This window comes from Cellulomonas sp. (genome assembly GCF_036279715.1).
Classification (GTDB): Bacteria; Actinomycetota; Actinomycetes; order Actinomycetales; family Cellulomonadaceae; genus Cellulomonas_A.
In genome coordinates this window covers 25,959-38,094 of sequence record NZ_DASUIR010000067.1, presented here as the reverse complement: position 1 = coordinate 38,094, position 12,136 = coordinate 25,959, and the positions used below count along the sequence as shown (strand labels likewise).

Here is a 12,136-nt window from a genome sequence, read left to right as displayed (position 1 = left end):
CGGGTGCCATCGTCGGTGCCCTGACGAACGAGGGCGGCCTCACGGGCAAGGACCTCGGCAAGATCGACATCTTCCCGAGCTTCTCCATCGTCGAGATCCCCGGCGGGCTCACCCCCGACGCGTTCGACCGGATCGGGCGCGCCCGGGTCGCCGGGCGTCCGCTGCGGATCCGGGTCGACGAGGGTCCCGCGCCCCGCGCCGGTCACGGCGCCTCGCGGCCCACCGGTCCCGGCGCCACCCCGCGCAGCGATCGTCGCCCCGAGCCGCGCGGCGACTCGCGCGAGCGCTTCCCGCGGCACACGACGGCGCGCTGAGCAGCACCGTCAGGCAGCAGCAGCAGCAGCTCCGGTCCGCCGCGCGGGCCGGGGCTGTCGCTGTGGGGACGACCGTGCGCCGTCAGACCGCCGCGACCGCCGCGGTCAGCGCGGCGACGAACCCGTCGACATCGGCCGGCGACGTGTCGAAGGCGCACATCCACCGGACCTCGCCCGCGATCCAGTCGTAGAACTGGTAGGACTCACGCAGCCGGTTGGCGGCACCCGGGTCGAGTGCCGCGAACACCGCGTTGGACTGGGTCGGCTGGGTGACACGCACACCGTCGACGCCCTCCACCCCTGACCGCAACCGGGCCGCCATCGCGTTCGCATGCTGCGCCGAGCGGAGCCACAGGTCCGTCTCGAACAGTGCCAGGAGCTGCGCCGAGACGAACCGCAGCTTCGACGCGAGCTGCATGTCGATCTTGCGCAGGTACTGCAGCCCGGGCGCGACGTCGGGCCGCAGGACCACGACCACCTCACCGAACATGACGCCGTTCTTCGTTGCACCGAGCGAGAGGACGTCCACGCCCGCGTCCGTGGTCAGGGCGCGCAACGGGACGTCGAGGTAGGCAGCGGCGTTGGCGATCCGCGCCCCGTCCAGGTGCAACGTCATCCCGAGGCCGTGCACGTGGTCGGCGAGCGTGCGGATCTCCTCGACCGAGTAGGCGGTACCCAGCTCGGTCGTCTGCGTGATCGACACGACCCCCGGCTGGGCGCGGTGCTCGTCGCCCCACCCCCAGGCCTGTCGGTCGACCAGCTCCGGGGTGAGCTTGCCGTCGGAGGTCGGGACGGTCAGCAGCTTGAGGCCGCCGACCCGCTCGGGGGCACCGTTCTCGTCGGTGTTGATGTGCGCGGTCTCGGCGCACACCACCGCGCCCCAACGGGGCAGCAGCGCCTGCAGGGCCAGGACGTTCGCCCCGGTGCCGTTGAGCACGGGATAGGCCTGCGCCTGCTCGCCGAAGTGCCCGGCGAGCACCTCCTGGAGCCGCGCGGTGTACGTGTCGTAGCCGTAGGCCTTCTCGTGGCCACCGTTCGCCGCAGCGAGCGCGGCCAGCACCTCGGGGTGCACCCCCGCGTAGTTGTCGGAGGCGAAGTGGCGGCGGTCGGGGTCATGCAGTCGGTTCACGGCGACCAGTCTCCCCCATGCGGGCGCTGCTCCAGGCAGGACCCGCGACGCAAGGTCAGTCGCGGTCCGCGCGCGCGGCTCGGCACTCGGCGCAGGTCCCGACGAGCTCGATCGTGTGCTCGACATCGGTGAAGTCGTGCGCGGAGGCGACCTGCGCGGCCCACGACTCCGCGACGGGCCCGTCGATCTCGACGGTGCGCCCGCAGTGCCGGCAGACCAGGTGGTGGTGGTGGCTGCGCCGTTCGCACCTGCGGTAGACGGCCTCGCCGTCCTCGGTGCGCAGCACGTCGACCTCGCCGCTCTCACTGAGCAGCTGGACGGCGCGGTACACGGTCGCCAACCCGATCGTCGACCCCCGCGAGCGGAGGAGCTCGTGCAGCTGCTGAGCGCTCCTGAACTCGTCGAGCCCGTCGAGCAGGGCGAGGACCTCCGAACGCTGGCGGGTCGGGCGTGGCGCCGTTGTCATGCCGGGCTCCTCTCCTCGGTGACGAGGTGGGACAGGTACGTCACGACGTCGGGCCCGGCCGGAGTGCGGCCGAGCCCGAGGTCGTCGTGCGTCGTGGCGCCGGACCTGCCGGCGCCGGCGTGCTACTTGGCGGCGACGGCGCGCTTGAGGGCGCTGCCCGCGGAGAGCTTGACGCGGAAGCCCGCGGGGATCTCCAGCTTCTCGCCGGTCTGCGGGTTGATGCCGGTGCGGGCGGACCGCTCGGCACGGGAGATCGCGAGCAGGCCGGGGATGGTGACGCTCTCGCCAGCGGAGAGCTGCTCGACCAGAACCTCCTGGAAGGCCTTCAGAGCCGCGTCAGCGGCGGTGTTGGTCAGGCCCGCCTTGGCAGCGATGGCCTGGACGAGCTCGGTGCGGTTCACGCTCACGGGATGTACTCCTAGTTGGTCGGTTCGAACGTGCCCGGACGACCGGCCCGGACGGGTGACGGACAGCACCCCTGGCCCAGGCGCCCAGTCGGCGCGCCCATGAACCCCGGTCCGTCGCGCACGACACTAACCTCCACAGGCCCGCATTTGCGCATCGCCACGCGCAATTGCGGTCATGTCGAGCCGGCGCGCGTCCAGTTGAGCAGCCGCTCGACCGGCCAGGTGTCGACCACGCGGTCGACCTGCAGGTCGTGCTCGGCGGCCCGGGCGCACCCGGCGACCTGCCAGTCGAGCTGACCCGGCGCGTGCGCGTCGGAGTCGATGGAGAAGACGCAGCCAGCCGCGATCGCCACCTCGAGGAGGGCGTGCGGAGGGTCCAGCCGGTCCGGCCGGGAGTTGATCTCGACCGCGGTGCCGTGTGCGGCGCACGCCTCGAACACCGCAGCCGCGTCGAACTCGCTGGGCGGACGCAGCTTCCCGGTGAGCTGGCGTCCAGTGCAGTGGCCGAGCACGTCGACCCGCGGGTTGGACACGGCGGCGAGCATCCGTCGCGTCATCGCAGCCCGATCCATGCGCAGCTTCGAGTGCACCGAGGCCACGACGACGTCGAGCTCGTCGAGGAGAGCGTCGTCCTGGTCGAGGGCGCCGTCGTCGAGGATGTCGACCTCGATGCCGCTCAGGACGCGGAACGGGCCGCCCCCCGCGCGCAGCTCGGCAACCTGCGCGAGCTGGGACCGGAGCCGGGCAGCGCTCAGCCCGTGCGCCACGGTGAGGCGCGGCGAGTGGTCGGTGATCGCGAGGTACTCGTGCCCGAGCTCGGCGGCAGCCAGCACCATGTCGCGCAGCGGGCTGTGGCCGTCGCTCGCGTCGGTGTGCGCGTGCAGGTCGCCCCGCAGCTGCGCACGCAGGGCAGCTCCCGCCTGCGGCGCCGGCTGAGCCTCCTGCTCGAGCCGATCGAGGTACTCGACGTGCTCGCCGCGGACGGCCGCGCTCACGACCTCGGCGGTGCGCGCCCCGATCCCCGGCAGGTCGGTGAGGGTTCGCGCCGCGACGCGGGCCATCAGCACATCCGCCGGCAGGTCGGCGACCACGCGCGCCGCTCCACGGAAGGCCGCGCTGCGGTGCTCGTCCGCCTGGGAGCGCTCGAGCAGGAACGCCACCCGGCGCAGGGCCTCGAGCGCGACCTGCGACGCCGACTCCTCGGCCGACGCGCTCTGAGCCGCGCCACCGTCGGGACCGTCTGCCTCGCCCACCGGTGACCTCCTCCTCGCGAGCATGCCGCACAACGCGCGACGAATCGGGACTCTCTGGGCAGGATGGACCGGTGACCGCGCCCTCGCCACCGGGAGCAGTCGCGAGCACGTCTCGGGCCGATGCGCGACCAGGAGGACCCATGAACCCGAAGGACGACGCCCAGCTCGTCACGATCGGCGACCGCCAGGTGCGCCTCAGCCACCTCGACCGGGTGATGTACCCGTCGAACGGGATGACGAAGGGTGAGGTCATCGACTACGTCACGCGCGTCTCCCCCGCCCTCCTGCGCCAGCTCCACCACCGGCCCGTGACCCGGATCCGGTTCCCCGAGGGCCTCGGTGGTGAGCGGTTCTTCGAGAAGAACACGCCCGCCGGTGCACCGGACTGGGTGCGTCGGATGACCATGCCCGCGGCGCCCGGTGCCCCCGACCAGGGCAAGGACGTGACCTTCCCGTTCCTCGACGACCTGCCGTCTCTCGTGTGGGCCGCCAACCAGGGCGCGCTCGAGCTGCACACGCCGCAGTGGCGCGTCGACCCGGACGGCACGGTCCACAACCCCGACCGCCTCGTGATCGACCTCGACCCCGGCGCACCGGCTGGGCTGGCCGAGTGCGCGAGCGCCGCGCACCTCGTCGCCGACCGGCTGCGCGAGGACGGGCTGGAGACCGTTCCGGTGACGTCGGGCAGCAAGGGGCTGCAGCTGTATGCCCCCCTGCCCGGCACGAGCACCGCCATGGAGGTCCGTGCGTACGCCCGGGCGCTCGCCTACGAGCTCGCCGACCGACACCCCGACGTCCTCGTCGCGCTGCAACGCAAGGACCTCCGGGGCGGCAAGGTGCTGCTCGACTGGTCGCAGAACCACCCGGCCAAGACGACCATCACGCCGTACTCGCTGCGCGGGCGGGAACAGCCGGCCGTCGCGGCGCCTCGCCACTGGGACGAGCTCGGCCCAGGGCTCACCCAGCTGCCCCCGGCCGAGGTCCTGCGCCGGCTCGACGACACCGGCGACCCGCTGGGCTGACCTCGCCGAACCCCGCCTCGCTCCGCGCATCGCTCAGGTGTCCCGGTGACGCAGCGGGTGTCATGATCGCCGACATGCTCGAGATCCTGACCGGGACCGGCCTTGCGACGGCGGCCGGGCTGAACGCCTACGTGCCCTTGCTCGTGCTCGGCGCGCTCGCGAGGTGGACCGACGTCATCACCCCGCCGGCAGGGTGGGAGTGGCTGACGAACGGCTGGGTGCTGGTGATTCTCGCCGTGCTCCTCGTGGTCGAGGTGGTGGCCGACAAGGTCCCCGTCGTGGACTCGGTCAACGACGTCGTGCAGACGGTCGTCCGCCCGGCGGCCGGCGGCATCGCGTTCGGCGCCGGGTCGGGCTCGCAGACGGCGCTCGTCGCCGACCCGGGCGCGTTCGCGGCGTCTGGCCGGTGGCTGCCGGTCGTCCTCGGCATCGCGCTCGCACTCGTCGTCCACGGAGCGAAGGCGACCGCGCGGCCGATCATCACGGCGACCACGCTCGGGGTCGGCGGGCCCGTCGTCAGCACGGTCGAGGACGCGACGAGCGTGGGTCTGTCGTTCGCGGCGATCCTCGCTCCGGTGCTCGTCATCCTCGGGCTGGCCGCCCTCGTGCTGGTCTGGTTCCGCGTGCGCCGACGGGTCGTGGCGGCTCGGCGGATCGGCTCGCTCCGGATGCGGGGCCGTCCGCCGTACGGCAGCGTGGGTCGGGACGACGCCGACCCGGTGTCGATCGACCCCCAGTAGGAGGCTCCGACATGGCCCGCCGAACCGAGCTGCCCCGGTACACCGTCCCCTCGCTGACCCTCGAGGACGGCGCGAAGGTCGCTGCAGTCCTGCAGACCCGTCTGAACTCGCTCAACGACCTGGCGCTCACGCTCAAGCACGTCCACTGGAACGTCGTCGGTCCCCACTTCATCGCCGTCCACACGATGCTCGACCCGCAGGTCGACGCGGTCCGCATGATGGTCGACGAGATCGCCGAGCGCATCGCGACGCTCGGTGTCGCTCCCCGCGGGACGCCGGGCGCTCTCGTCGCCGAGCGCACGTGGGACGACTACTCGATCGGCCGGGCGACCGCCATCGAGCATCTCGGGGCGCTCGACGAGGTCTACCAGAACGTCATCGGGGCTCACCGGACGGCAGCGGCCGACGTCGAGGAGCTCGACACCGTCACGAACGACCTGCTGATCGGCCATCTCCACCAGCTCGAGCTCTTCCACTGGTTCGTCCGTGCCCACCTCGAGTCGGCCGGTGGCGCCCTGAGCACCACGGGTGCGACCACCGAGAAGGAGGCCGCCCGCAAGGCGGGGTCGGCAGCCAAGGGTGCTTCCCAGCGCTGACGGCGCCGGCCCGACCCCGCCCGCCGCGACGTCGGACGCGACGTCGCGCCGGCCGCACCGGGCGGCCCGGCTAGAGTACGCGTTCGACTCGCGGCTCGCGGCGTTCCTGCAGCGTCGGGGATGGACGGCGCGCATCGAGCCGTACGTCGGCTACGGGTCGCCCGGCTGGGTCCGGGTGCTGGGACGGGTCGTGCTCGCCGGTCCGGGCGTGCGGGACGCCGACCTGCCCGGAGCAGGCGCGCACCCGGCCGGCGGGCCGGCACGACCGGTCACGGCCCTGCGCGGCTGGCGCAGCTTCGCCGTCGTGCCGCTGCCGTTCGCCCGGGTCCGCGCGGTGGTCGACGGCGTCGGGAGCCGGCTGGTCGCCGACCGGGGCGGGTTCGTCGACAGCGTCGTCGACTCCGCCCTCGCCCCGGGCTGGCACGACGTCGAGCTGGTGACCCCCGGCGGTCGGACCGCGACGGTTCCGGTGATCGTCATCGATCCCGGTACCCGGTTCGGTGTCGTGAGCGACATCGACGACACCGTCATGGTCACCCGGCTCCCCCGGCCGCTGATCGCTGCCTGGAACACGTTCTTCCGGCACGACAGCGCCCGAGAACCCGTCCCGGGGATGGCCGACTTCTACCGTCGCGCGTTCGGGGCGCGCGGCGACGTCCCGGTCATGTACCTCTCGACGGGCGCATGGAACGCGGCACCGGCGATCGGCCGGTTCCTGCGACGGCACGGCTACCCGACCGGACCTCTCCTGCTCACGGACTGGGGACCGACGAACTCCGGATGGTTCCGCAGCGGCGCCGAGCACAAGCGCGCCACGCTGCGCCGGCTGCTCACGGAGCTGCCGAGCATCCGATGGGTCCTCGTGGGGGACGACGGGCAGCGCGATCCGCAGATCTACGCGGAGGTCGTGCAGGAGCACCCCGAACGTGTGCTGGCCGTCGTGATCCGCCAGCTGACCGGGGCCGAGCAGGTGCTCGCCCACGGCGCGCCGGCCCCCGCTGCCGGCACTGCGAGCGCGGAGGCCCGCACCCGCCACGCGGACGTGCCCCTGCTGCAGGGGGCGGACGGGGCGGCCCTGCTGCGCGAGTGGACGTCCCGCGCGGTCGGTCTCGAGTAGGTCGGTCTCGAGCAGATCGTCAGAGCCGCTCGGGGTCGTCCCACTCCTCGGTGCTCGCGATCGCCTCGTCGTCCGGTTCGAGCTCGACTCCGAGCAGCGAGCGCGGGGCGTGCGCCGGGTCGCCGCCGGTGCGGGCGTCCACGGCACGCACCTCGTCGTCCGAGGGTGTGCGGTCCGCGAGGTGCTCGGCGGCCGGGTCCGAGGTGAGGTCCGCGTGCTGACGATGCGCGCCACCGGTTCTGCGACTCATGTCATCGGTTGTACCCCGTGCACGCGTGCGGCGCACCCGGTCAGGGCGATCTGCCGCGCATCGGCCTCGGTCGGCCCTGCGCTCGGGCTGACGCGGTGCGACAGTGGCCCGATGAGCAATCTCGACACCCGGCCGGACGAGACGCTGTGCCACCCGGTGCTGGTGCGCGGACCGGTCAACCGCCTCCTGGAGGCCCGGGAGGTGCCGCTCGGCGGCCTGCGAGCCATGCACGTGCAGCGCACGCTGCCGACCCGCGACCTTCCGCTCGTCGGGGCCTGGTGCTTCCTCGACACGTTCGGGCCCGAGCACGTCGACATGCGCGTGCTCCCCCACCCCCACATCGGCCTGCAGACGGTGACCTGGCCGCTCGCGGGCGAGATCCACCACCGTGACAGCCTCGGGAGCGACGTCGTCGTCCGACCCGGAGAGCTCAATCTCATGACCGCGGGCCACGGGGTCTCGCACTCTGAGATCTCGCTCGGCGCGGGTCGACTCCTGCACGGCGTGCAGCTGTGGATCGCCCTGCCGGCCGGCGAGGCCGACCAGCCGGCCCGCTTCTCCCAGCACCGCGACCTGCCCGTCGTCACCGGCGACGGCCTGGCGGCCACGGTGCTCGTCGGGGAGGTCGGCGGGAGCTCCTCGCCCGCGCGCGTGGGCACGCCGCTGGTCGGCGCCGACATCGCGATCGACGCCGGGACCGTGACGACGCTGCCGCTGAACCACCGGTTCGAGCACGCGGTGCTGGCCCTCGAGGGCGCGGTCACGGTCGGCGGCACCGAGCTGTCGCCCGGACCGCTGCTCTACCTGGGTGCGGGCCGGGATCACCTGCAGGTGGCGAGCGCCGACGGGGGTCGGCTGCTCCTGATCGGCGGCGAGCCGTTCGCGGACGACCTCATCATGTGGTGGAACTTCGTCGGGCGCAGCCATGACGAGATCGTCCAGGCGCGCCGCGACTGGGAGGAGGACGGACGCGCGCGCTACGGGCTCGTCCCTGGTCACGGCGACGAGCGGATCCCGGCGCCTGCGCTGCCGAACCTTCGTCTGACCCCGCGTCGCCGCCGCGACGACGCGGGTGGCGCCACGGCAGAGCCCGGCCCACGCGGATGACCGAACCGCCTGCCGGGTCACCTACGACGGCGCCGGCTCGCTCCGCGTCACCTCGACCGGCCCGTGCGCCCCGTGCACGACGGCGCGGCTCACCGAGCCGAGCAGGAGGCTCGCGAGACCGCCGCGCCCGCGAGCGCCGACCACGACCAGCCCGGCGTCGCCCGACGCCTTGACCAGCGCGTCGACCGGCAGCCCGATCGGCAGCTCCCACTCGACCGGAACGTCGGCGTGCCGCGTCTCCCACCACTCGCGGGCCTCGGCCTGCGCGCGCTCAGCACGCTCGAGCGCGACCTCGCCGGGGCTCTCGTCGGGATAGGCCACGGCCCAGTACGTCATCGAGCGGGTCTCGGTCGCGGGTGACCACGCCGTCAGGACGCGGACACCCCCGCCCCGCACGCGCGCGGCCGCCGCGGCGGCGTCGAGCGCCTGGTACGCGCCGGCCGAGCCGTCGAACCCGACCACGACCTCGTCGGAGCCGACGCCCGGCGTCGTTCCGGCGTCCGCAGCGGGCACGACGACGACGGGGCAGTGCGCAAGGTGCAGGACGGCGTGGGCCACCGAGCCGAGCAGTCCACCGGCCACCCGGCCGCTCCCCCGCCGGCCGACGACGACGAGCAGGGCGTCGCGGGAGAGGTCGACGAGCACCTCAGCCACCGAGCCGTGGCGCACGACGGCGCTGACCTCGACGCCAGGCGCGGTCTGGCGCGCGAGGTCCGCACCCGCGTCGGCGACCCCCTGGACCGCTGCCAGCACCTGCTCACCGAGGCGCGACGTGCCGGCGCCGCCGTGCGGCTCGCCTGCGAACCCCCACACGTGGACGACCTCGAGGGGAGCGCCGAACCGGACTGCCTCGGCGGCCGCCCACCGCACGGCCGCGGCGGACTCCGCCGAGTCGTCGTACCCCGCCACGACCGTCTTGCTCATCACCGTCTCCTTCGACGCCACTGCCCTGTCCCATGATCGTCCTGCGTGGCCGCCCCCGGCGCCTGTTCACGCATGATCACCTCGGGGGGCGCAGCCGGGCGCCCTTGCGGACCGCTCCGGCGCGGCGCAGGGTGACGCCATGGCCGGGACGGACGGCGGGCTGGGCTACGGGACGGCGCAGGGGCACTGGGTCCTGTTCGCCACCGTGCTGGGTTCCGCGCTGGCGTTCATCGACGGGACGGTCGTGACGATCGCGCTGCCGGTCATCGGTCGTGAGCTGCACGCCGGGACCGCGGCGCTGCAGTGGACCGTGAACGGGTACGGGCTGACCTTGGCGGCGTTCCTGCTGCTCGGAGGGTCGCTCGGGGACCGGCTCGGTCGACGCCGGGTGTTCCGGGTCGGCGTGCTCTGGTTCGCGCTCGCCTCGCTCCTCTGCGGGCTGGCACCGGACGTCCGGGTGCTGATCGCGGCGCGCGCGCTGCAGGGCGTCGGCGGTGCCCTGCTCACGCCGGGCTCGCTCGCGATCATCCAGGCGTCGTTCGGCCCCGACGACCGCGGCCGGGCGATCGGGGCATGGTCGGGGCTCGGGGGCATCGCCGGTGCGCTCGCGCCGTTCCTCGGCGGGTGGCTCGTGCAGGTCGCGAGCTGGCGCTGGGTGTTCTGGGTCAACGTCCCGCTGGCCGTCGTCGTCGTTGCCGCGCTGCGCCGCGTACCGGAGTCCGCGGACCCCGATGCCGCCCCGCACCTCGACATCGCCGGCACGTCTCTCGGCGCGGTCGGGCTCGCGGGGCTGACCATGGCGTTCACCGCATGGCCGACGCGTGGTCCCAGCGATCCGGGTGTCGCCGTGCCCCTCGTCGTGGGGGTCGCCGCGATCGCCGGCTTCCTCGCGGTCGAGGCGCGCACGCGGTACCCGATGCTCCCGCTCCGACTGTTCCGCTGGCGGTCCTTCAGCGCGGTCAACGCCGCGACCTTCCTGGTCTACGCGGCGCTGTCCGGCATCTTCTTCTTCCTCGTCGTCACGCTCCAGGTGGTCTGCCGCTACTCGCCGCTGGCTGCCGGCGTCGCACCGCTGCCGGTGACGCTGCTCCTGCTCGCCCTGTCCGCGCGTGCCGGCGGCCTGGGGACCCGGATCGGCCCGCGGCTGCCCATGACCGTCGGCCCGCTCGTCTGCGCCGGGAGCGTCGCGCTGCTCGCCCGGCTCGGCCCGGACGCGCCGTACGTGTCGGCGGTCCTGCCCGGGGTGGTCGGGCTCGGCCTGGGGCTCGCCCTCACGGTCGCCCCGCTGACGTCGGCGGCGCTGTCGGCCGCGCCGGACCGGCTCGCCGGGACGGCGAGCGGCGTCAACAACGCCGTGGCGCGGATCGCCAGCCTGCTGGCTGTCGCCGTCCTCCCGCTCGTCGCGGGGGTCGGGTCGACGCTCACCGACGCGGCGACGCTCGCCCCCGCGCACCGGACGGCGATGCTGGTCTGCGCGGGGCTGCTGGCGGCCGGCGGGCTGCTGGCTCTTGTGTCGCTGCCGGCGTCCATGGCGGCCGTGCGGCCCCCGACGCAGCCCTGACCCAGCGATCCGCACCGCCCCGATGAGACCGGCGACACAACGCACACCACCCCGCCGCACCGTCTTCGTCGAGATTCCTGGTCCATGCTGGGTCCCGGACGCACCGAGGCGATGGGAGCATCACGATGGGGCAACGAGTGGTCGTGGTCGGCGCCGGCTACGGCGGGACGCTGGTCGCGAAGACGCTCGACGACCTCCTCGAGGTCGTGCTGATCGAGCCCAAGGACGCCTTCGTGCACGCTGCGGGCGCCCTGCGCGCTGTCGTCGACCCCGCCTGGCTGGACCGGGTGTTCTTCCCGTACGACCAGCTGCTGCAGCACGGGCAGATCATCCGGGACCGGGTCAGGCTCGCCAGCGCCACCCGGGTGCACCTGTCCGCGACCGAGTCGATCGACACCGACTTCCTCGTGCTCGCGACCGGGACCAGCTACCCCTACCCGGCGAAGTATCTCGAGGACCAGGTCGCCGTGGCCGCCGCACGGCTCGTGCGGACCCGGACCGCCCTCGCCTCGGCCCGTCGGGTGCTCCTCGTCGGCGCCGGTCCCGTCGGCCTCGAGCTCGCCGGTGAGCTGACGTCGGCGTTCCCGCACCTCGAGGTGACCGTGGTCGAGCAAGGCACCGACATCCTCCCCGCCGGCGACTACCTGCCCGAGCTGCGCTCGGCGGTGCGCAGCCAGCTCGACGACCGCGGCGTCCGGATCGTGCTCGACTCGCGGCTCGGCTACCTGCCCCCGGTCGACGTCGGGACCTTCGCGCCGTTCACCGTCCAGACCACGAACGGCCTCGACATCGACGCCGACATCTGGTTCCGCTGCTACGGGTCGCGCCCGATGACCGACTACCTCGACGGCGACCTGGCGCGCGGGCGGCACGAGGACGGGACGCTGAGTGTGACGTCGGCCATGTCCGTCGTCGGCCACGAGCGGGTCTTCGCGATCGGGGACATCACCGACGTCCGCGAGACCAAGCGGGCCAGCTCGGCGCGTGCGCACGCCGAGGTGGTCGCGACGAACATCCGCGACCTCGTCGAGGGACGCGCACCGTCGGCGACCTACGCCCCGGCGCCTGAGCGGATCGTGCTTCCCCTGGGCCCCGACGGCGGCGCGTCACAGCTCTCCGACGAGACCGGGCGGCGCACGGTCCGCGGGCCGGCGGAGACCAGCACGCTCAAGGGTGTCGACCTCATGAGCGACGCGATCTCCGCCGTCCTCGGCCGCCGCCGCGCACGGCACGCGTGACATCACACCTGC

Annotated in this window: 14 protein-coding genes; 8 read left to right on the top strand and 6 right to left on the bottom strand. The window is 73.7% G+C overall.

Annotated features, from left to right (window positions below; genetic code table 11):
- A partial coding sequence (locus VFW79_RS07240) for a DbpA RNA binding domain-containing protein (protein ID WP_329676642.1) occupies nucleotides 1-314 on the top strand: 314 nt, incomplete at its 5' end.
- Nucleotides 315-396: 82 nt separating this feature from the next.
- On the opposite strand, the gene VFW79_RS07235 is transcribed toward VFW79_RS07240, so the two are convergent.
- The 4 genes from VFW79_RS07235 to VFW79_RS07220 all read right to left on the bottom strand — a co-directional run bounded on the left by VFW79_RS07235 (nucleotide 397) and on the right by VFW79_RS07220 (nucleotide 3,569).
- Nucleotides 397-1,443, bottom strand: a complete 1,047-nt coding sequence (locus VFW79_RS07235; protein ID WP_329676641.1) for a low specificity L-threonine aldolase — start codon at nucleotides 1,441-1,443, stop codon at nucleotides 397-399.
- A gap of 55 nt (nucleotides 1,444-1,498) precedes the next feature.
- Nucleotides 1,499-1,909: a Fur family transcriptional regulator gene (locus VFW79_RS07230; RefSeq protein ID WP_329676640.1), complete on the bottom strand. Its 411-nt coding sequence runs from the start codon at nucleotides 1,907-1,909 to the stop codon at nucleotides 1,499-1,501.
- Between the two features lie 122 nt (nucleotides 1,910-2,031).
- Nucleotides 2,032-2,316, bottom strand: a complete 285-nt coding sequence (locus VFW79_RS07225; RefSeq protein ID WP_109132655.1) for an HU family DNA-binding protein — start codon at nucleotides 2,314-2,316, stop codon at nucleotides 2,032-2,034.
- Nucleotides 2,317-2,489: 173 nt separating this feature from the next.
- Nucleotides 2,490-3,569 (bottom strand): PHP domain-containing protein, encoded by a 1,080-nt coding sequence (locus tag VFW79_RS07220; RefSeq protein ID WP_414647904.1) that lies wholly within the window; start codon nucleotides 3,567-3,569, stop codon nucleotides 2,490-2,492.
- Between the two features lie 140 nt (nucleotides 3,570-3,709).
- Here VFW79_RS07220 and ligD point away from each other — a divergent pair, with 140 nt between their 5' ends.
- The 4 genes from ligD (at nucleotide 3,710) to VFW79_RS07200 (ending at nucleotide 7,044) form a co-directional block, all read left to right on the top strand.
- On the top strand, nucleotides 3,710-4,591 hold the full coding sequence (gene ligD / locus VFW79_RS07215; RefSeq protein WP_329676639.1) for a non-homologous end-joining DNA ligase: 882 nt from the start codon (nucleotides 3,710-3,712) through the stop codon (nucleotides 4,589-4,591).
- 74 nt (nucleotides 4,592-4,665) lie between these two features.
- Entirely contained in the window at nucleotides 4,666-5,331 is a 666-nt protein-coding gene (locus tag VFW79_RS07210) for a DUF4126 domain-containing protein (protein ID WP_329676638.1), read from the top strand.
- An 11-nt stretch (nucleotides 5,332-5,342) separates the two neighbouring features.
- On the top strand, nucleotides 5,343-5,927 hold the full coding sequence (locus VFW79_RS07205) for a DNA starvation/stationary phase protection protein (RefSeq protein WP_329676637.1): 585 nt from the start codon (nucleotides 5,343-5,345) through the stop codon (nucleotides 5,925-5,927).
- Nucleotides 5,911-7,044, top strand: coding sequence for an App1 family protein (locus VFW79_RS07200; protein ID WP_329676636.1), 1,134 nt, complete (start codon nucleotides 5,911-5,913; stop codon nucleotides 7,042-7,044). Before VFW79_RS07205 ends, VFW79_RS07200 begins: the two co-directional genes overlap by 17 nt.
- 19 nt (nucleotides 7,045-7,063) lie before the next feature.
- Here VFW79_RS07200 and VFW79_RS07195 read toward each other — a convergent pair whose 3' ends face one another.
- Entirely contained in the window at nucleotides 7,064-7,294 is a 231-nt protein-coding gene (locus tag VFW79_RS07195) for a hypothetical protein (RefSeq protein WP_329676635.1), read from the bottom strand.
- Nucleotides 7,295-7,405: 111 nt separating this feature from the next.
- Between VFW79_RS07195 and VFW79_RS07190 the strand changes: the two genes are divergently transcribed.
- Nucleotides 7,406-8,401: a pirin family protein gene (locus VFW79_RS07190; RefSeq protein WP_329676634.1), complete on the top strand. Its 996-nt coding sequence runs from the start codon at nucleotides 7,406-7,408 to the stop codon at nucleotides 8,399-8,401.
- A 21-nt stretch (nucleotides 8,402-8,422) separates the two neighbouring features.
- Here the strand turns inward: VFW79_RS07190 and VFW79_RS07185 are convergent, their stop codons facing one another.
- Nucleotides 8,423-9,325, bottom strand: coding sequence for a universal stress protein (locus VFW79_RS07185; RefSeq protein ID WP_329676633.1), 903 nt, complete (start codon nucleotides 9,323-9,325; stop codon nucleotides 8,423-8,425).
- Nucleotides 9,326-9,464: 139 nt separating this feature from the next.
- On the opposite strand from VFW79_RS07185, the gene VFW79_RS07180 reads away from it, so the two are divergent.
- Together VFW79_RS07180 and VFW79_RS07175 are read left to right on the top strand one after the other, a co-directional pair.
- Nucleotides 9,465-10,886, top strand: a complete 1,422-nt coding sequence (locus VFW79_RS07180) for an MFS transporter (protein ID WP_329676632.1) — start codon at nucleotides 9,465-9,467, stop codon at nucleotides 10,884-10,886.
- Between the two features lie 125 nt (nucleotides 10,887-11,011).
- A complete protein-coding gene (locus VFW79_RS07175; protein ID WP_329676631.1) occupies nucleotides 11,012-12,124 on the top strand; it encodes an FAD-dependent oxidoreductase in 1,113 nt (370 codons plus the stop codon).
- Nucleotides 12,125-12,136: the final 12 nt, after the last annotated feature.

What these genes read in the sequence shown, in the direction of transcription:
- VFW79_RS07230 (WP_329676640.1), bottom strand. Translation starts at nt 1,909, where the DNA reads ATGACAACGGCGCCACGCCCGACCCGCCAGCGTTCGGAGGTCCTCGCC.
- ligD (WP_329676639.1), top strand. Translation starts at nt 3,710, where the DNA reads ATGAACCCGAAGGACGACGCCCAGCTCGTCACGATCGGCGACCGCCAG.
- VFW79_RS07210 (WP_329676638.1), top strand. Translation starts at nt 4,666, where the DNA reads ATGCTCGAGATCCTGACCGGGACCGGCCTTGCGACGGCGGCCGGGCTG.
- VFW79_RS07205 (WP_329676637.1), top strand. Translation starts at nt 5,343, where the DNA reads ATGGCCCGCCGAACCGAGCTGCCCCGGTACACCGTCCCCTCGCTGACC.
- VFW79_RS07195 (WP_329676635.1), bottom strand. Translation starts at nt 7,294, where the DNA reads ATGAGTCGCAGAACCGGTGGCGCGCATCGTCAGCACGCGGACCTCACC.
- VFW79_RS07190 (WP_329676634.1), top strand. Translation starts at nt 7,406, where the DNA reads ATGAGCAATCTCGACACCCGGCCGGACGAGACGCTGTGCCACCCGGTG.
- VFW79_RS07185 (WP_329676633.1), bottom strand. Translation starts at nt 9,325, where the DNA reads ATGAGCAAGACGGTCGTGGCGGGGTACGACGACTCGGCGGAGTCCGCC.
- VFW79_RS07180 (WP_329676632.1), top strand. Translation starts at nt 9,465, where the DNA reads ATGGCCGGGACGGACGGCGGGCTGGGCTACGGGACGGCGCAGGGGCAC.
- VFW79_RS07175 (WP_329676631.1), top strand. Translation starts at nt 11,012, where the DNA reads ATGGGGCAACGAGTGGTCGTGGTCGGCGCCGGCTACGGCGGGACGCTG.